Raw genomic sequence first — 18,120 nt, 5'->3', positions numbered from 1 at the left:
ATCAAAAGGATGAGAGGGCAACAGGTTAATCTACGGGAACGGATCCCAAACGCAATGTTTGTTACCCTCTCGACCTACTTTTATGTAGGTGCAAGAACGTTTTTATATTTCTCGCATGGATGTTGTATATACGAACGCAAATAAACGCAGATGGTGTTTATCCGCCTTCATCGGCGTTATGCTCGTCGTGACGCATGGACACGTATGCTTGCGGGCATATCGCGTGGCCATATCCACGTATGGCGGAGCCATACGTCAAGGGTCGCGTCCCTTGAGTACGCGTCCACGTATGCAGCTGGCATACGTGTGCACGGCGTCAACCGACGTGACGGTTGTGCGACGTCAACTGGCGCAATGGTTGACGTGGATGCGCCGCTTCGAAACCCTGCGGGTTCTCAGACCGAAAGCTAACGGTTCTCGACTCCCAAACAACACGTATGCCCTGCAGGCATACATGGACACGCCATCCCGAGGCGTGACTCGGGACGCCCGCGACTCGGGGCTTTTATCCGCGGTTTGTTATCTTCCTGAATCAATTATGATTATAAAAGAATCTCATGATAGCATTGCCTACTGTAGATGCAGGTATTCTTTTGTTAAAGATTTCACTATTTCTGACAGCTCATCAAGCTTTCCAGTAAAGAAATGGTCAGCCCTATCCATTTTGATGAGCTTTTTTGGTTCAGATAGCCATGAGTAAAGCTCTTCCACTTTCTCGACGGGTATGAGTTGATCCCGCATACCATGAACAAAAAGCCTGGGTTTCATACAATCCCTGAGAAAAGTCATATCCACAAAATTGACAGGTGTACCTACCCCAATGATCATCTTCACCCTTGTGTCTTCACATCCCGCTTTCATGCTCATCCATGCCCCAAAAGAGTGACCTGCAATAATGAGGCTATCTCCCCAGCCTTCCATATAGTCTAGTGCAGCTACGGCATCATCCTTTTCTCCTATGCCATTGTCGTATCTATCGCTGCTTCTGCCAACCCCACGGAAGTTGAAGCGCAGCGAGGGTATGCCCAGCGCAAGGAATGCATGGGATACCGCGACCACGACTTTGCTGTGCAAGGATCCTCCATAAAGGGGATGAGGGTGGCATACAACTGCTGCAGCAGGGTATTTTTCGCATTCCGGGAAAGGGAGCATGAGCTCCGCCTCGAGCAAACCAGCACTTGATGGCAACATGACCTCTCCGGTCGTGTGAGGTGATTCTATCATTTATGTTTGCTTAATCGAATGTACTTATCTCGGCGGGTCCGGGATATGGAGCACCGGAGATTATTTCTTATCAAGCGCCTTGCGAATATTCTGGGCTACATTTTCGAGTTTTGGTACTTCTTTTGTGAGCTTGCTTATCTCCTCTTCGCGTTTCTTCGCCCCGGGGGTTTTGCTTTTCTCATGGCATTCTGCGCATCTGTACCCGAGGACTGCCAGCCGTGCTGAATAGACCGGGTACCTTTTCCTGCTCGTCAGGTCAGCACCGCAATCCATGCATTTGTTCTCGTCCATCTTTTTCATGCTATCTCTTTACCTTAACTGCCTTTAATAAATAGCCTTTCTCGCATGGCTCCATTATCTCACCCGTCACCTCAACAACTGTGAATTTATCCCCGCGCCTGACCCCAGACGGATTGCAGACAATATAATTTACACAATTGGCTAGATTGCAGTTGGGTTTTTCAAACACTATTCTGGAACCTTTAATGGCTTTCCGTGATTCAAGGCTCATCGTTATCGGTTCTTCCATAACCTCGACCGCACAGACTCCCGAATCGTGCACAGCACACTCAAGTTTCCCGCCATTTCTCAAATTTATTATCCTATACCTGCTGCCAGTAACCAGGCTGAGGCATGTTTTATTAAATTTACATACTTCACACTCTCTTGCTGGCCCTCTAAAAATGAATTCGTTCCCTACTTTTGCAAGCTTTGTTCCTATCAACGTTATGCTTATATCTGGTTCTTCCATATAATTCACCTGATTCATTTTAATATAGCTATTAGATAACTTTTGTAATTTTTGCAGCCTTCTCCGCAGCTTCCCGGGTCAGTCCCGTTCCAAGGATGGTATACCTTTCAGGACGTATCCCGTGCGCATTAACGAGCGCTTCGATAATATATTCTTCCCCTATTCCCAGTTCGGAAGCATTTACAGGCGCTCCAATTGTTTTAAGAGCAGTGCGTATTTCCTGCCAGTTGCCACCGTGAAGGTACATCATTATAATTGTGCCCACGCCGCATTGTTCGCCGTGAAGGGCAGGATGCGGTGCGATCTCGTCCAATGCATGGCTGAACTTGTGTTCGGAACCGCTCGCAGGACGGGAAGAACCCGCGATGCTCATGGCCACGCCGCTTGCCACCAGCGCTTTCACAACAGTCCATGCAGACTCCTCTATGCCGGGTTTGATGGCTTCGGCAGATTCGATGAGTATTTTTGCGGTCATCTTGGAGATTATGGAGGCATATTCGCTATAAGGTTCATCGCGCAGTCTGTGCGCAAGTTCCCAGTCCCGAACAGCAGTGTAATTAGATATTATATCCCCGCATCCGGCCGCGAGGAGGCGGTACGGCGCTGCAGATATTATTGCAGTGTCTGCAACAACGGCTATGGGGGTCTGTGCCTCTTCTGAAACTGTTATATTATCCCGCATGATCGAGGCTCGCGAGGATACAATTCCATCATGGGATGCCGCAGTGGGAACGCTAATGAAAGGAAGGTCAAGGTGCTTCGACGCAAGCTTGGCGATATCTATGGATTTCCCGCCGCCGACGCCAAGCAAGAAAGAGGCCTTCACCTCCGTTGATATCTTTTCGACTTTGATGACCTCTTCAAGTGAGGGGCTTTTTATGATCGCCTCATTCACATTAAAACCAGAGTCTTCGAGTGAGACTTCAACCGTTTTTCCAGCAGCTTTGAAGGTGGAGCCGCCCGCAACGACAAGGGCACTCCCATTAAGCTTAAGATCTTGACACACCTTACCAGTGTCGTTGATCACACCATGGCCGACAACAACATTTCTCGGAAGCTGCATCCATTTGTTCTTATGGTTCTTTTCCTTGTTCTCCTTCATAGGGTCCCTATACGAATATAATAGATACACTCTGGGAGTATATATATAAGTATTACATTAGCGGCATAATCAACGATACATCTTATTTGCGGATACCACTCATGGCATGCGCTATGCCTTGAGAATCAGAATATTAAAACCATTCCGCAGCCCTATTGCGAGCCCAAGAACAAATAACACTGTCTTGATATAATTTGTCTCATTTATGTCTTCGCTATACTTGTCAATATAATATAGCACAGGCACAAGCACGACAAGCTTCAAAGGAAACATCACCCATGATCCGGAGCCGAACAAAGTGAGGCCGATTGATTCTACATATTTTATCAGCGTTCCTCCAAGAACATGCTCCTCAGAGAAGCCAAAAAATGTTATGCCTGCAAATGAGCCAGCAGCATCCATCATGTGCGCCTCAATCACGCCAATGTTCCACCAGGTGAGGAACTTGGGAAATATCTTCCTCGCGCCGACAAGGATAAGGATGGAAGCTGTCCAGAGAAGCACAATCAGGCTGAATCCTTTCAAGTTGGTGAGGGGCGACAGTGAGAGCATAATAATTCCAAGTATCGCCCCCGACACGCCCCATGTTTTCCAATAATCGATTTTTTTCTTCCTTTGAATGTACAGGGATAGGAAAAGCGTGGATATCGCAAGGAGAAAATCGATCAGCGTCACATAGGGAGTTATAAACCACACTGATTTCGTAAAGCCCGTGTCGTAAAGAAGCCGTATGCTCATTGCAAAAAAAGCCCACATGCTTGCTGCAAAAAGAAAACCCCTGTCAATCCTTAGCCCTACCCTCTTTATTATGTACACGTAAATGAAGGACACGCCACATGCAAACAGCAACCCAAAAAGAAGGGTATTTACCGGATTATAAGCTTTAACATCGGTTGCAGAACTTATGATGTAATCCAAAAGGTTATTAACCATGTCGACCAGAAAATACTTGCACAAATGCTTATATTTATCGGTTGTTGCCGTGGTAGACTGCGGATTTTAATGGGAGTATAAAATGCAATATTTGTTCAGATGGGATGAAATTCCGGGAGAGGATACCGAGAGGTTTATAGGATTTTTGGTCAAGGATTTCGGTGCTGATTGGGCAAGGAATGCGAAAGTTGACAAAAGCGATGACGGCAGTGCGATACATATATCTTCCGAAAATCACTATCTTTCAATGAAGGTTAACAGTGAAAAAACCAGGGCAATTTTGACCATAGATTTTGGCAGGGGCCATGAATTCATTATAAGAACAGAAAAGGGCAGGCTGAAAATATTTAAAATGGGAACAGACATGGATTACTTGTATTCACTGAGAAGATATCTTATCGCTATTACGGCGATCTTTTTGATTTCTCTGATTATGGGTTTGATCGTAGCTGTAGGGAACCCTGGATTGTCAGATAATTACCTGGAAATTTTAAAAAGATCATTCGGCTGGATAAAAACGCTTAATCCGGTAACTATCGTTTTCGTTATTTTCCTGAATAATGCAATAAAAAGCCTGGTGGCAATCATTCTGGGAGTCGGGCTTGGCATCATTCCGGTTCTTTTTGTAGCGGGCAATGGTGTGATCCTGAGCATTTTGGCAGATACGGTTTCCAGGCAGCAGGGCACCCTTTTTGTGATCGCTGCGCTACTACCGCATGGTATAATAGAGGTCCCCATGATACTGATCAGCGCAGGTATAGGGCTTCGCCTTGGGGATGTCGTGTACTCCTCATTGAAAGGCATGAAAGTTGATATAAAAGGGGAGTTGTATGCCGGCCTTGGATTCTATATACGGAAGATAGTTCCACTGCTCTTTGTTGCAGCGATGATCGAGACTTTCGTAACGCCGGTGATCGCCTCGATGTTTATGCCTGGTTAAGCCCGTGCGGCTTCCCTTATAATATCACTTGCGCTCAGTATGCCTATAGGTCTCTGCGAGGCTCCCACGCCTTTCTCCGAGAAAACGATCAACCTGTGAATATGTTTTTCCCTCATTATCTTCACTGCATCGCCAATTGTGGTAGCAGGGTCGACCGCCTCCACATGGGAAGTCATTATAGAGTCTGCAGTAATATTTTCCCAGTCATCTTTTCCTATCACCTTGAGTATGTCCATGTCAGAAATCACACCCATTGCCTCGCCGTCCCGCCCCGTAACTGCGACTGCTGATAATCCCTTTCTGTTCAGCAATGTCGCGATCTGTTTGGCAGTGGCATCCATCGGCACAGTTACCACACCTCTTGTCATTACATCTCTTAATAACTTATTATTCAGTCTCACTTTCTATCTCTCCTTCCTACCTATTTTTAAAAGTCTTCCGATAAATAATTATTCGTAACGATTAATAATAATTATCCAAGTGAGGTTTTTTCAAAAGTATTGAAATCACTGGCAATAAAGACTCAGGTATCTAGCCTGAGTTTATATGACCAGCCCATCCACATTGATATCTGCCACGACCACCCTGGCTCCTTTCTGAGCGAACAAAAGTGCCGTTTCTTTGCCAATACCACTTTCCGCTCCCGTTATAATTGCAACCCATTTTCAAGTTTCATTATGGTCTTCCAGATTGGATATTTTCTTTTCAGTTTCCAAGGAGTCCACTATCAATTCAAAATTAGTTCTCTCTTTATTACAACTTCAATCTGATATTTCTTCGATCGGCTCTGAGGTTCCAGTGCTGCCGAACCCAACCTTTCTGGTCCCGGTTATATCTTCCCGGGTCAGCATATCTTCCAGAATCTGGTCTGTACTGAGCATGTATCTTGCTCTTTCCAGATCTATTTCCCCCGGAAGGTCCTTTTTCCATGAAGGCCAATCCCGGACAAGTAAATCCCCGGGAAAAACCCTCATGAATTCTGGAACCGTTCCAAATGTTTTCCGTATCTCTTCCAGAGTTTCTTCATATTCTCCCATTTCATTCACTCCTTCTTGATTATATGTAAAGTCCCCCATTTATATCTAAAACCTGACCTGTTATGTATTCACCTTCAGGGGAAACAAGATAGGCCACGGCTGCGGCGACCTCTGCAGGCTTTCCCAGTCTGCCGAGGGGTATTTTTGCCAGGATTTTTTCCATCGCTTCTTTCGGGACAGATCTCACCATATCGGTTTCAATGAATCCTGGTGCTATCGCATTGACCGTTATGCCTTTACCTGCGAATTCTTTTGCAAGCGTCTGTGTAAGGCCGATCATTCCCGCTTTCGATGCTGCATAGTTCGCCTGTCCGAAATTGCCCATCCTCCCTATGACAGAGGAGATATTGATTATGCGCCCGTATTTTCGTTCCAGCATATCGTCTATTACGGCTTTGGTGCAGTTGAACGCCCCATTCAGGTTCACAGATATTACTTCTGACCACATTTCCGGGGTCATTTTGACGAACGATTTATCCCTGGTGATTCCTGCGTTATTGACCAGAATATCTATTTTGCCGAATTTTTTGAGCACCTCGTCTTTCATTTTGTTCACCTGCTCGATATCGCTCACGTTCGCCTGAACGATACATGAGTGGCAGCCCATTGATTCCACCAGTTTCGATGCCTCCTTTGCGTGCTCCTTGGTATCCATACGATCTATTATCACCGATAATTTCCCGATTTCATCGATCGTGCCTATGTGGTCTACCAGTTTAGATACGTTCTCTGCATGCTCTCTGGTATTCTGGTAATTTATGGCAACATCCGCGCCTTCCTCCGCCATCCTCATTGCTATCGCCATGCCAATACCTCTTGAGCCCCCGGTTACCAGGGCTACTTTGCCTTTCAGACGCGCTCCATTCCTATTGTTTTCCATTTCTATCTACCTCCCAATTACTACTGCAATACCCTGCCCACCCCCGATACAGAGTGTGGCAAGTCCGTAAGTGCTATCTCTTCTTATCAATTCATGGATCAATGTGACCAGTATCCTGGCTCCGCTCGCACCTATTGGATGCCCGAGGGCTATGGCGCCCCCGTTAACATTTACCCTGTCCATATCCCATCCCAATTCTTTGCTGACGGCAACCGACTGGGCTGCAAATGCTTCATTCACTTCTATAAGATCAATATCATCCAGTTTCAGATCCGCGCGCTCAAGGACTTTCCTGGTTGCGCAAACCGGTCCCATTCCCATTATTTCCGGAGGTATTGCGCAGAACGCGTAGCCAATGATGGTTGCAAGCGGCTCCAGGCCCTTATCCCGGGCCTTTTCTTCCGACATGAGAAGGACCGATGCAGCCCCGTCATTGATCCCGGACGCATTCCCTGCCGTCACTGTGCCATCTTTTTTGAATGCCGGTTTCAACCTGGATAGTACTTCTTTTGTTGTTCCGAATCTCGGGAACTCATCCGTATCAAAAAGAAGAGGGTCGCCTTTTGGCTGCGGGACTTCTACAGGAACTATTTCATCCTTGAACCTCCCGGCTTTTATGGCAGATTCTGATTTATTCTGGCTTTTTGCTGAGAATTCGTCCTGGTCTTCCCGCCTGATGTGATATTTCTCAGCCACATTTTCTGCCGTAATCCCCATGTGGACATTATTGAAAATATCCCAGAGCCCGTCACTTATCATCGTGTCAATTGTCTCATCATTGCCCATCTTGATCCCCCAGCGTGCTTTTTTAAGGGCATACATGGATGCCGACATGGATTCCGTTCCTCCGGTGAGTATGATATCCTCATCGCCCAGCATGATTGCCTGGGCACCAAAGATAACCGATTTCAATCCAGAGCCGCAAACTTTGTTCACGCAGCAGGAAGGTACCTTTTCCGGCAGCCCTGCCCATATCGAGGATTGCCTGGCAATATTCATGCCATGGCCCCCTGAAAGAACATTTCCCATGATAACTTCATCAACCTCGTCAGGTTCAACCTGCGCCCTTTTCAGCGCATCTTTCAGCACCACGGAACCAAGTTGTCCGGGCGTGAAATCCTTAAGACTCCCGCCAAATTTCCCTATCGCGGTCCTCGTTGCCGAAACAATCACTGCTTTGTTCATTTAATTCTCCCACTTGTTTTAAATCTCAGATGGTCAATCCCCCGTCGACCGAGAGCACTGCCCCGTTAACGAACCTCGCCTCATCCGAAGCGAGATAAAGGTATGCGTAGGCAATATCCCGTGGCTCTGCCAGCCTGCGAAGAGGGGTCTTCTCTATCATTATATTCATAATTTTTTCAGGTACTTTCGAAGTCATGGGTGTAACTGTGAATCCCGGAGCGACCGCATTGACACGGATGCCTTTTTTACCGAGTTCCTTTGCAAGGGTCTTGGTCAAACCTATTAGCCCAGCCTTTGCCGAAGCGTAATTTACCTGTCCGATATTACCATATATGCCTGAAATTGATGACGCATTGATAATCACACCACTACCCTGGTTGATCATTACATCGACCACTGCCTGGATGCAATTGAAAGCGCCGGAAAGATCGATGTTAATGACACCATTCCACTGTTCCCTGGTCATTTTAGTTACTAAAGCATCCTGATTGATCCCTGCGTTGTTTATCAGGATATCAATCCGCCCAAATTCATTGATAGTCTTATTGACGACTTCATCCATGTCTTCCTTTATTGAAACATCCCCCCGGACATAGATTGATTTTCCACCTTTTTCGCTTATCTCTTCGCAGACTTTCTTTATTCTCTCATCCGTCCTTCCAGTTATTGCCACCTTTGCACCCTCCTCGGCGAACAGCATTGCAGTTTCCCTGCCAATACCGCTCCCTCCACCTGTAATAATTGCAACTTTGTTATCGAGTCTCATTTTACGCTTCTCCTCGCCTTACGACCTCTTCTTTTACGCACTACCGGTTGTCCGGGTTTTTCCACTCCAGCTTGCTCTCTTTGCTCTTCCGATCGCTCTTTCATCTCTTCCGGTAAAGATCTCGGCTTCAGCCACTCCGCAATCTTCGGACAAACCTCTTTCTGCGATTTGGAACCAACAAAGATACCGATATGCCCCGTCGGGAAAATGAGTGTCTCCTTATCTTCGCTCGCAACCGCATCGTTAAGCGGAATGCTCGCAGCGTTGGGAACAAGATGATCCGTCTCCGCCATAACATTTAATAGGGGCATCGTTATTTTTTTCAGGTCGATCTTCTTCCCGTCTAGCTTCATCTCATTCTTGATGAGAAGGTTGTTCTGGTAGCAGTCCTTCATGAACTGCCGAAAAGCTTCGCCTGCCTGGTCTGGGCTGTCAAATATCCATTTCTCCATCCGCAGGAAGGTCTTGACCGTCTCCTCATTCCTGAGATAACCCGCATTATCAGGCTCGCCTTCGATCCTCTCGAATAATCCCACATACTTGTCTATCATAAGCCTGAAAGGATCCGTGAGCAGGAATCCAACATTCAGCAGATCCCCTGGTACTATCCCATAGTAGTCAACCATCTTGTCAACATCCAGGCTTTTTGCCCAGATATGGAGAAGTCCTTTATCCGTATCGAAATTCACCGGTGTCACAAGGGCAACAAGGTTCTTCACTTTTTCAGGATAAAGTGAGGCGTACATCACGGAAAGCGTTCCCCCCTGGCACACCCCGAGCAGTGTGATCTTTTCCGTTCCCGATATTTCCCTGACTTTGTCCACTGCATTATTTATATAGCCGTTAACGTAATCATCAAGGGTCAGGTACATGTCTGCCCCCGAAGGGTATCCCCAATCAATGATGTAGACATCGAGGCCCTCATTCAGCAGCTTTTTTATCACGCTCTTATCGGGCTGGAGATCCAGGATGTAATACCTGTTAACAAATGCATATACTATCAACACCGGAATCGGATACGATTTTTCTGATGTTGGAATGTAATGCAGAAGCTTCATGTCGTCTTCTGCATAGACGACCTCCGAAGGGGTAGTCCCAACTGTAATTTCGGGAGGTTCCAGCAGTATTTCCATCCCTCTTACGAATTTTATCTGCCTCTCTATGAAATCAAGACTGTTCATGGAGTCCTCCCATCCCCTGCGAGTTCCTTGACGCTCCTGCCAGCTCCTTTACCTTTTTCTTGAGAAAATAGACTTCCCTGTTTATCTCATCGATCTCGGTCCTTGTGGGAAGGCCCAATGTTTTCATGTAATTCTCCTCAAGCATTTCCCTGTTATTTTTCTGGAAATCGATAGAATATGACATGAGCCTGCCCATGCCCGAGGAAAAATGGCCTGACTTCAAGAATTCTTTGAACGTCTCGCTGTAAGTTTCAATCCATAACCTATAAAAATCCCTATATGCTTCAGGGCTGACCTCCCCCTCCACTGCCATCTTTTCGCGCATCCTGCGCATGGCTTCAATGAAAACACTCTGGAAATCGGCCAGGGATTCCATCCATGCCGTGTAAAGGTTGACTGAAAGCGAAAAATTCTTCATCACTTTTTCTGATTTCTCGCGCATCGGGCCCATGGGAGGCATTTCTATGAGCCTGCCATAGGTTGCTTCATAGGTCTTTAACCACATCTCAAAAAACTCGTGGGTGGATTCAAAACAGGTTCTTTCCATACTCAGGCCCGGGCTGTGCTGGGAAAAGACTCGATCCACATATTTGACATGTTCGCAAATGTGTCGGCGTATATCTTGGCCGCGCTCTTTACAGGTTCCATCATCTTCTTCATAGGGCCAATAGTGGGCATGTTCTCGAAGAAGTCTTCGAAAGCTTTCTCATATGTCGTTACCCAGAGGTCGTAAAATTCCTTATAAGCTTCAGGATCGGACGTGCGTCCCGACAGGTCTTTGACCTTTTCCGACATCTTTTCCATGGCAGCTATCCACGTTTTATACATGTTGAGATAGATATTGGTGCTCTCGAGGAAATTTTCAAGCATTTCCTTTGACGGCTTCATGGATTGGACATTGAACATCTTGCCATATGTTTCCTGGTATGTTTTCATCCAAAGATTGTAGAATTCCTTGTAGTCTTCAGGAGTTGCGTTTCCCCTTGAGAGCTCAGCCGTCTTCCCGGAGAGCCTGAACATGGGGTCAACCCAGGGCAAGTACAAGTCAGAGAACGAATTCTTCCATATTTTTGACATCTCTGCAAAATTCTTTAAGTACATATTAGGTATGCCGCCATAATTCCCGAATATTTCCTTCGTGCTTTCCATAGCCGGCATGGAAATGAACTCATCGAATATTTTTTCATAGGATTTCATCCACATATTAAAATGATCCCTGTACTTTTCGGGGTCGGGTGTACCTTTCAGCAAATCTTGCGTTCTCTGCGTGTTCTCCTCTATCTCGGCGACCCAGGATTTGAAGAGGTTGTTCGCTTCCTCCGCGCTTACAAGAAGTTTCTCAAGCGTCTCCCGGTCGGATTTCTGCATCGGGATAGGATAGATTTTCCCAAACGTCTTCTGCTGTGCCTTTATCCATTCATCATAGAATTCTTTGTACTTCTCAGGCGTGGCTTCCTTTGATAGCTCAACTGCTTTTTCGAACATTTCACCCGTGGTTTCTATCCAGGGCTTGTACAGGTTCATGTAGGATTCCTCCCACATTTTTGAAACAGCGGTATAGCTGTCGGCCCATACTTTGAAAACATCTTTTTTTTCTTGACCTTCTTCTTTCTTCATCTCACTTTTCTTCACCATATAAACTCCTCCGATTACATAGTTGATTTTTTCGATCTAAATTTATAATTTTCGAAGATTATAAATTTATAAAGTTGATCTGCTAAAATCCGTTTTTCCCCATAATGGCTGCAATTTTTGCAAATCCATTCCAACCCCTATTATGCGATTTGCTTATATAAAGTTTTTTTATATTGATTAATCATTTAATTTCGCCAACCCTTGCCAGCAATCACTCCTTTCCCTCCCCAGGCGGAAATCCTGGGCATATTAAAATTCTGTCAAGATTTAATGTAACCATAATTCCTTTCGACCCCGGTTTCGATTATAATTTCCACTGTCCTTTCAGGGAAATCATAAAGAGTGCAGGATTATAATAAGATTATATGCCTTTTCGATATCTTGAGGACATCGCTACTTCGGATGTTGCCTTTGAGGCCGAAGGCAGGAATCTGGAAGAATTGTTCAGGGATGCGGCATTCGCGATCTCTGAGGTCATGGCAGATACGAAAAGCATAAAACCAGCGGTTAGCAGAAAGATCGAATTGAAAAACGAATCTATTGAGGGGCTTCTTTTTGACTGGCTCTCAGAGCTGGTCTATCTTAAGGACGCCGAATCGATTCTCTTTGGAAGATTTGATGTGACAATCAAAAAAAATGATGAATACGAACTTTACGCAATAATATCCGGCGAGACCATCGACCGGGAAAAGCATACCTTGAGATCGGACGTAAAAGCAGTCACCTACCATCTATACGAGGTCAGGAAGAAAGGACAAAACTGGATCGCAAGGGTCGTACTTGACATTTAGAAGAACTTTCTATTTTACGAATAGGTTTTTATTGAAAATTTCGCACCCGAAATGTTCTTTGAATTTTATTTTTCCATTTTATTGTATAGTTCAAGCGCATTTAATCCCAAATAGGTAAAATATATGGGGTCATTATAATAAATACCGAAATAGATTCCTGTATAAGATCTTGAAAAAGATCCGTCGGGGTTTTGTTCATCCAATAAGAATTGAACTGCCTTATCAACATCCACTTTTTCAAAAAGGCATGCCATGAATGCTGTTAACGCTAATGACGTTTCTGGTACGGTGCCATTGCCAAAACTCCCATCAGAGCGCTGTTGACCACCAACCCATTCTAAACCTCTGGATATAGTTTCTCCCTCAATGCCAAATTTATGCAAAGTGGTTATAGCCTCAGAAGTCGCGTAGATATTACCCCTGAACCATGTCGATTCCCATGAGCCATCTTTGTTCTGAGCTGAGACTAACCAGTCGAGAGCCGACTCTATGAAAGGTTCTTTATTTGTTAATGGTTCGTCGTATAAGGCTTTTAAAACATGACACGTTACATCCACACTTGGTAAATGAACAACTTTTCCTGAAATGCAATACGGGGGACTGCCAAAGAACTCCGGGAATGTGCTCCAGCTTCCATCTGCATTCTGCATAAATTTTAAATATCGAGATGTCTGTAGAGTTTTCTCTGAACAGAGATTTTTAAGCCCTATTAAAGCCACTGCAGTGTCATCAATATCCGGCCCTGCATGTGGCAATGTGAACCCAAAACTTCCGTCCAAATACATTCCATCTTCAAGATACTTTTTCGCTCTTTGTAGTCTTTCATCCCGCAAAAATTTTCCAGCAAGAATAGAACTGGCCCAACCTATATCCCAACAAGCTAATTGGTTGAAAGCTGGCCAAGCACCATCTGAATATTGCACCTCGGAAAACCAATGATTCGGATTTATTCTGGGATTTATTTTAGCTTTTTGAAACGCCAATGTTGCGAAAGAAGTAAGTATAACCTCTTGATCCCAAGAACCATCCAGTCCCTGAACACTTTCTAAAAATCCCAGTGTTTTGTTAGCATTTTCCTTTTTAGCCAACATTTCCAGCGCGGTAAGGCTAAAAACCATATTTTTCGCAGTAGGATTCAGATTAGCATAAAATGAAGGTGTAAATCGCAGTTCCGGAAGAGGCAATCTTGAGGCACCAACACCTGGAGTACGAATCTCATCCGGGGAGTATTTGTCAAATAAACTTGAAATCACTTGAACAAACCATTCTGTTTTTGAGAAACCACCATTTTCTTTCATGAAAATGCGGGCTCTTTTTTCTATCTGTCTTTCAGTCTCTTCCAGAGCCAGAATGCATAGAGCAGTGCTATTAATATCGCTGGGCACGCTATCCGCAAAACCCCATCCGCCATCCTTATTCTGTATTTTCCGAAGCCAGGTGATTGCGTTTTTTACTGGTTCACAATTTCTCTCGGATGCTAGAATTGCAAGGGCTGTGGCTAATGGGCATGGATTTATTAGGAATTCTTGCTGTCTTCTCCCATTTAATATCAAATGGTTCTCTACGCCTTTAAGCAGAAAAGCCTGACTTTTTCTAATAGCCTCTCTGACCTGACTTTTTTCCAAGCTCATAATTTTTCCTCCCTCGGATTAATAATCGATGGATACCTGTATCGGATTAAAATTAATCTCCAAAATAGATATAGTTCTGCCTTTGCATCCTCATAGAATGTTTATCAAGTTGACCTAGGCATTCTCCCTTTAAACCTGGTGAGAAGGTTAAAATATTAAGAACACTGCATCTTAATAATATAGCGGAAAAATATATATTCCCAAACAAACTAATTGAAATTCTGGATATAATGGAAAGTAAAAACGCCCCGGAGACAAAAATACAAAAGGTGAAATGAGATCTCTTACGCTTTTCAGTAATAAAAAAGACCATAAGCAGGCTGCACTGGATATTTTAGAGCAAGCTCATTTGCATCTGGATTTTAAACCTGACCTTGCTTTATTCTATGCCACGTTAAAGTATGGCGGCAAATATCAGTCCATGCTGGATATATTCCATGAAGAGTATGGCGATATACCACAGATAGGCGCTTCTGTGGATGGAATGATATTTCCAGATGATTTAAGAATGGATGGTGCCGCGCTGGTACTATGCACTGACCCTGACGCAAAGATAAGAGTTCAAGGAGCGAATGAAAATGGTGCAATAGAATCTGCGAAAAAACTCGCCAAAAAAATAGATTGCAAGAAAGGGGTTGTTATATTACATTTTCCATTAGCACATATGGCAAGTGCGTTTAAGGTCAGTCAAATTTGTGCGAGAGGATTATATTACAGTACATTATGCAAAAGAGCGAATCCGGAAAAACAAAAAGAATATGCGGGAAAATTCGCAGATTACTGCGATAAAGAGAAATTTATCTACCCACCTCCGACTGTACTTGATATTTTTGCACAAAGTACCGATTATAAAGTGCCGATTATAGGAATTAACGTATTGCATACACAACTGAGGTTTAATTCTCCCAGCATTTTCTGTAACTTCAGGGATATAGAAGAAGGCATTGCTGCACTCACAATCGAGAAAGAGAATATAAATGCTGTATATGATGAGATCTTTCCTGATAAAGGTAAAACTCTTGATGAAACAAGATGCATAATCAATAATAACTTTAAAGTTATAAAGGAATTTAAAGCAAACTTTGAAAAAAATATTTTAATATCGCTGGATGGCATACCCTCCCCCGAAGCAGTAAAGAATCTGATACATGTATTTGATAAAAAAGAGAAAGAAATTTTAGGGAATCTTGACAAAGGAGACTATAAAATCTTCATACCGTATGGGTTGTTTTTTTTCAATAAAAAAACAAAGGGAGCGTTTGTTATTGGTATGGGCAACTTTTTACCATTCGACCTGTTCCCTCTAATTATGGATGTTTCAGATTATTCAGAAAAGGTTGCCCTAGTTTATGAAATGGTGAATGATAAATTTGATGCATTCATCTCAAGTTTAAATAATTTGAAATATAATAATGGTAGTTTTATTTATTTCTGCATTGATGTAGGAGTTGCAACCACATTCGGAGAGAAAACTTTTGAATATAAAGATAAAGTGAAAAAACTATTAGGTAAAAATTATTTTGGAATTTTATCTTACCCTCCTTCAGCGTATATTCCACCTGAATTCCAGTTAAGAAATTATTTATCAGAAGCGAATGATAATATTTTTTTTACAAATGCTGGTACAAATACCTGTTTGGAAATTTAATGAAAAGCGCTCAGCCCTATAAATATCACCGATGCATAGATAGATTTGCCTATGCATTTCAGTGCTTTCATATCTTCTAGCTCTAAAACCCAGTTTTTTTTATACATGTGGGCAAAGGTATTTTTAAAAAAATAAACGAATGGAAAGATCATGACCAAAATACCGATACCAAAAAGATTTAAAGAAAGTGGATTCAGTAAGATAAAATAAAATAACAACATCATGTAAGAGGAGTATCGTATTAGTCGAGAAGGGGAGAATGTTACTCCAAAAGTTTTTAAACCAGCTTTCCTATCTCCTGTTATGTCTTTTAAATCCTTTAACAGTAGCGCTGATATGCTAAGTAAAAAGAATGCCGCAGATGTCAATACTCCTTTGGCATTTAAATCAGAATATACAAGCCAGATGCTCAATGTATACGTGGGCCATGCAACGCCATAGGTGATAAACTCACCTATATAATGCTCTTTTAGTCTAAAACCAATAATTTTTTTAAGAATTAGATTATCCGAATACCACCAGGTTGCAAAAGCCCAAATTAAAAAAAACAAGTAAATTGGCTTTTTAAGTTCGATTGATAAATAATAAACAAAGAGTATAGAGAATGCGTAGAGCATGACAGCGATAAACAGTGCTGTTTTTTGCATTGATCTATCCTGTGTTAAAATCGTTTTCTTGCCTTGTGCCAAATCCTCTTTTATATCATTGCAATGGTTCCATAAGTTAGAACCAAAGTTCGAAAAAAGTGAGATAACTATTCCGGCAAATAGAATGGGTAAATCGTGAATATTGAACTCTCTGCGAGATATTAGAAAAAGGGAAATTGCAAAAATAGGGAAAGGTGAAATTATAGAAGCTGGAGAGTTGCACAATCTTAATAGTTCAATATTGTTTCTCCAGCTCATTTTAAGATGCCTCTTAACCGAAGTTTAGAGGATATTTCTGGAATATTTCCTCTGCTGCCCTTTCTTCTTCTGTCCTATTCGGTTTCTCGTTATTCATTTTATCACCTGTTTTATCCTGCCCATGAAGGGCAAACACTCCTACGCTTGAAGGTAATATAAAATATTAGTAAATATAGTTAAGAAATTATATTAAGAAAGCACGTTAAGGAACTCTGTTAAGTTGAGTTATATATACTATTTCATCATTATCAAGAAAGGTATGACAAAATTCGGAGAAACCGCAGATAGAATCCTTGAAATAATCAGTGAGAAAGAAAAACTCCGTATAAATGAAATTGAAAAAGAAATTCCATCAAAGGTTGCTGCAACCCTGGATTTCATGAATGAGTATGGGCTTGTAGAAATAAAAAATGAGGAGATTGGTATTACCAGTTTCGGTCAGGCTCTTCTAAATGTAGATTGATTTCTTTGGCTTTCTCCAAAAAGATCTTCCCTTTGTCTGTTGTTATATATTTATCCACTCTATTCTCTACAAATCCTTGCCTCTGCAGTAACTCAAGATATTTATCCGCCAGCCTAAAATTCAGATTCGTCCTGTAGACAACGCTCGTTTTATTCACGCCCATCCTTGCCACCTCCAGAACATCGATAATGATATCTATCCTGCTTCGTCGCATATTCCGCCTATCATTATACCTTAGGTTATTTGTATTTATAGGTTACTCTTTAATTAATTATGATTATAATAATGAGATTCCATTCTTTTTTCAAGTATCCCGTATTGAAGACCACATTATCAAATAAAAACATGAGGGGTTTACTGCTTATCGAATGGCAGCGCTCTTAACATGCTTGACGTAGCCGTATTTCCATGTATGATCTATATCAAGCTGCTTTGCCCTATTGCAGGCATCTTCATTCTTCTCTATTATGAAAATATAATTGTTCCTGCAAAGCATCTTTTCCACACGATGCCCACCTCATCTGCACGCATGATTATTAGCCGCATTGTAAAGGAAGAGCTCCTGCACGTTTACTCTCATTCAAGCAAATTTTTACCCTTGGTAAAACCAAGCAGGAACGCGCCTGCCGAAATTAATATTATAATTATTAAAGAAATATATATCGTAGTTACCCTGTCTAAATTTTTAAGGATTAAATTGAATAAGAGGTCTGCGCTCCATATCCCAATAATAAGTCCCATGAATCCAAATACAATAGCATAGGCAGAGTTCTTGAGCAGTTCAGATATTGTCATATTCAGGTCAATTACGGCTTCTTTGTATAATAAATATATCGAACGATTTCACTTCTTGGGATAGGAGTTTAATTTCGGTCAACAAAATAGTACCCGCAGGGTTGATGTAACTGCTCCTCCTTGGTCCTTGGATATTTCCTGCACATTGGAGGTCTGAGTCTGTGTACTGTGCATACGGCTTTATGAGAGTTGTGGTTCTCAAATCTCAGGAAAGGGCATTTATATAAAAACATGCAACATGAGCCGCAATTCT

General features: G+C 42.9%; 22 protein-coding genes. 4 read left to right on the top strand and 18 right to left on the bottom strand.

Annotated elements, in window-relative coordinates; translation table 11 throughout:
* Nucleotides 1-570 precede the first annotated feature (570 nt).
* The 5 genes from O8C65_13630 to O8C65_13610 all read right to left on the bottom strand — a co-directional run bounded on the left by O8C65_13630 (nt 571) and on the right by O8C65_13610 (nt 4,010).
* Complete coding sequence (locus tag O8C65_13630; GenBank protein ID MCZ7357960.1) at nt 571-1,224, bottom strand: hypothetical protein; 654 nt, start codon at nt 1,222-1,224, stop codon at nt 571-573.
* Between the two features lie 60 nt (nt 1,225-1,284).
* Nucleotides 1,285-1,524, bottom strand: coding sequence for a hypothetical protein (locus O8C65_13625; protein ID MCZ7357959.1), 240 nt, complete (start codon nt 1,522-1,524; stop codon nt 1,285-1,287).
* 1 nt (nt 1,525) lies between these two features.
* A complete protein-coding gene (locus O8C65_13620) occupies nt 1,526-1,975 on the bottom strand; it encodes a UPF0179 family protein (protein MCZ7357958.1) in 450 nt (149 codons plus the stop codon).
* Nucleotides 1,976-2,006: 31 nt separating this feature from the next.
* Nucleotides 2,007-3,077: an NAD(P)-dependent glycerol-1-phosphate dehydrogenase gene (locus O8C65_13615; protein ID MCZ7357957.1), complete on the bottom strand. Its 1,071-nt coding sequence runs from the start codon at nt 3,075-3,077 to the stop codon at nt 2,007-2,009.
* Between the two features lie 111 nt (nt 3,078-3,188).
* Entirely contained in the window at nt 3,189-4,010 is an 822-nt protein-coding gene (locus tag O8C65_13610; GenBank protein MCZ7357956.1) for a DUF63 family protein, read from the bottom strand.
* An 82-nt stretch (nt 4,011-4,092) separates the two neighbouring features.
* On the opposite strand from O8C65_13610, the gene O8C65_13605 reads away from it, so the two are divergent.
* On the top strand, nt 4,093-4,950 hold the full coding sequence (locus tag O8C65_13605) for a stage II sporulation protein M (GenBank protein ID MCZ7357955.1): 858 nt from the start codon (nt 4,093-4,095) through the stop codon (nt 4,948-4,950).
* On the opposite strand, the gene O8C65_13600 is transcribed toward O8C65_13605, so the two are convergent.
* The 8 genes from O8C65_13600 to O8C65_13565 all read right to left on the bottom strand — a co-directional run bounded on the left by O8C65_13600 (nt 4,947) and on the right by O8C65_13565 (nt 11,634).
* A complete protein-coding gene (locus O8C65_13600) occupies nt 4,947-5,351 on the bottom strand; it encodes a CBS domain-containing protein (GenBank protein ID MCZ7357954.1) in 405 nt (134 codons plus the stop codon). The genes O8C65_13605 and O8C65_13600 overlap by 4 nt on opposite strands.
* A 360-nt stretch (nt 5,352-5,711) precedes the next feature.
* The gene (locus O8C65_13595; GenBank protein MCZ7357953.1) at nt 5,712-5,987 is read right to left on the bottom strand and encodes a hypothetical protein; all 276 of its coding nucleotides are present in this window, start codon (nt 5,985-5,987) and stop codon (nt 5,712-5,714) included.
* A 19-nt stretch (nt 5,988-6,006) separates the two neighbouring features.
* Complete coding sequence (locus tag O8C65_13590; protein MCZ7357952.1) at nt 6,007-6,867, bottom strand: beta-ketoacyl-ACP reductase; 861 nt, start codon at nt 6,865-6,867, stop codon at nt 6,007-6,009.
* A gap of 6 nt (nt 6,868-6,873) precedes the next feature.
* Complete coding sequence (locus O8C65_13585; protein MCZ7357951.1) at nt 6,874-8,052, bottom strand: acetyl-CoA C-acetyltransferase; 1,179 nt, start codon at nt 8,050-8,052, stop codon at nt 6,874-6,876.
* A gap of 25 nt (nt 8,053-8,077) precedes the next feature.
* A complete protein-coding gene (gene fabG, locus O8C65_13580; protein ID MCZ7357950.1) occupies nt 8,078-8,818 on the bottom strand; it encodes a 3-oxoacyl-ACP reductase FabG in 741 nt (246 codons plus the stop codon).
* The gene (gene phaC / locus O8C65_13575) at nt 8,815-9,999 is read right to left on the bottom strand and encodes a class III poly(R)-hydroxyalkanoic acid synthase subunit PhaC (protein ID MCZ7357949.1); all 1,185 of its coding nucleotides are present in this window, start codon (nt 9,997-9,999) and stop codon (nt 8,815-8,817) included. Before phaC ends, fabG begins: the two co-directional genes overlap by 4 nt.
* A complete protein-coding gene (locus O8C65_13570; GenBank protein MCZ7357948.1) occupies nt 9,986-10,546 on the bottom strand; it encodes a hypothetical protein in 561 nt (186 codons plus the stop codon). Before O8C65_13570 ends, phaC begins: the two co-directional genes overlap by 14 nt.
* A 2-nt stretch (nt 10,547-10,548) precedes the next feature.
* Nucleotides 10,549-11,634 carry a hypothetical protein gene (locus O8C65_13565; protein MCZ7357947.1) on the bottom strand — a complete coding sequence of 362 codons (1,086 nt, stop codon included), beginning with the start codon at nt 11,632-11,634 and terminating at the stop codon, nt 10,549-10,551.
* Between the two features lie 365 nt (nt 11,635-11,999).
* Here O8C65_13565 and O8C65_13560 point away from each other — a divergent pair, with 365 nt between their 5' ends.
* Nucleotides 12,000-12,425 (top strand): archease, encoded by a 426-nt coding sequence (locus tag O8C65_13560; protein MCZ7357946.1) that lies wholly within the window; start codon nt 12,000-12,002, stop codon nt 12,423-12,425.
* A 65-nt stretch (nt 12,426-12,490) separates the two neighbouring features.
* On the opposite strand, the gene O8C65_13555 is transcribed toward O8C65_13560, so the two are convergent.
* Nucleotides 12,491-14,056, bottom strand: a complete 1,566-nt coding sequence (locus tag O8C65_13555; protein MCZ7357945.1) for a hypothetical protein — start codon at nt 14,054-14,056, stop codon at nt 12,491-12,493.
* A 274-nt stretch (nt 14,057-14,330) separates the two neighbouring features.
* On the opposite strand from O8C65_13555, the gene O8C65_13550 reads away from it, so the two are divergent.
* Entirely contained in the window at nt 14,331-15,704 is a 1,374-nt protein-coding gene (locus O8C65_13550) for a hypothetical protein (GenBank protein MCZ7357944.1), read from the top strand.
* Here the strand turns inward: O8C65_13550 and O8C65_13545 are convergent.
* Complete coding sequence (locus O8C65_13545) at nt 15,701-16,609, bottom strand: UbiA family prenyltransferase (GenBank protein ID MCZ7357943.1); 909 nt, start codon at nt 16,607-16,609, stop codon at nt 15,701-15,703. The genes O8C65_13550 and O8C65_13545 overlap by 4 nt on opposite strands.
* Nucleotides 16,610-16,868: 259 nt before the next feature.
* Between O8C65_13545 and O8C65_13540 the strand changes: the two genes are divergently transcribed.
* On the top strand, nt 16,869-17,072 hold the full coding sequence (locus O8C65_13540; GenBank protein MCZ7357942.1) for a hypothetical protein: 204 nt from the start codon (nt 16,869-16,871) through the stop codon (nt 17,070-17,072).
* Here O8C65_13540 and O8C65_13535 read toward each other — a convergent pair.
* The 3 genes from O8C65_13535 to O8C65_13525 all read right to left on the bottom strand — a co-directional run bounded on the left by O8C65_13535 (nt 17,035) and on the right by O8C65_13525 (nt 17,867).
* Nucleotides 17,035-17,286: a hypothetical protein gene (locus O8C65_13535; GenBank protein MCZ7357941.1), complete on the bottom strand. Its 252-nt coding sequence runs from the start codon at nt 17,284-17,286 to the stop codon at nt 17,035-17,037. The two genes, O8C65_13540 and O8C65_13535, sit on opposite strands and share 38 nt — an antisense overlap.
* Nucleotides 17,287-17,433: 147 nt before the next feature.
* Complete coding sequence (locus O8C65_13530) at nt 17,434-17,577, bottom strand: hypothetical protein (GenBank protein MCZ7357940.1); 144 nt, start codon at nt 17,575-17,577, stop codon at nt 17,434-17,436.
* 71 nt (nt 17,578-17,648) lie between these two features.
* On the bottom strand, nt 17,649-17,867 hold the full coding sequence (locus O8C65_13525) for a hypothetical protein (protein MCZ7357939.1): 219 nt from the start codon (nt 17,865-17,867) through the stop codon (nt 17,649-17,651).
* Nucleotides 17,868-18,120: the final 253 nt, after the last annotated feature.

Source organism: Candidatus Methanoperedens sp. (assembly GCA_027460535.1).
Classification (GTDB): Archaea; Halobacteriota; Methanosarcinia; order Methanosarcinales; family Methanoperedenaceae; genus Methanoperedens.
This window is presented reverse-complemented; position numbering and strand designations above follow the sequence as displayed.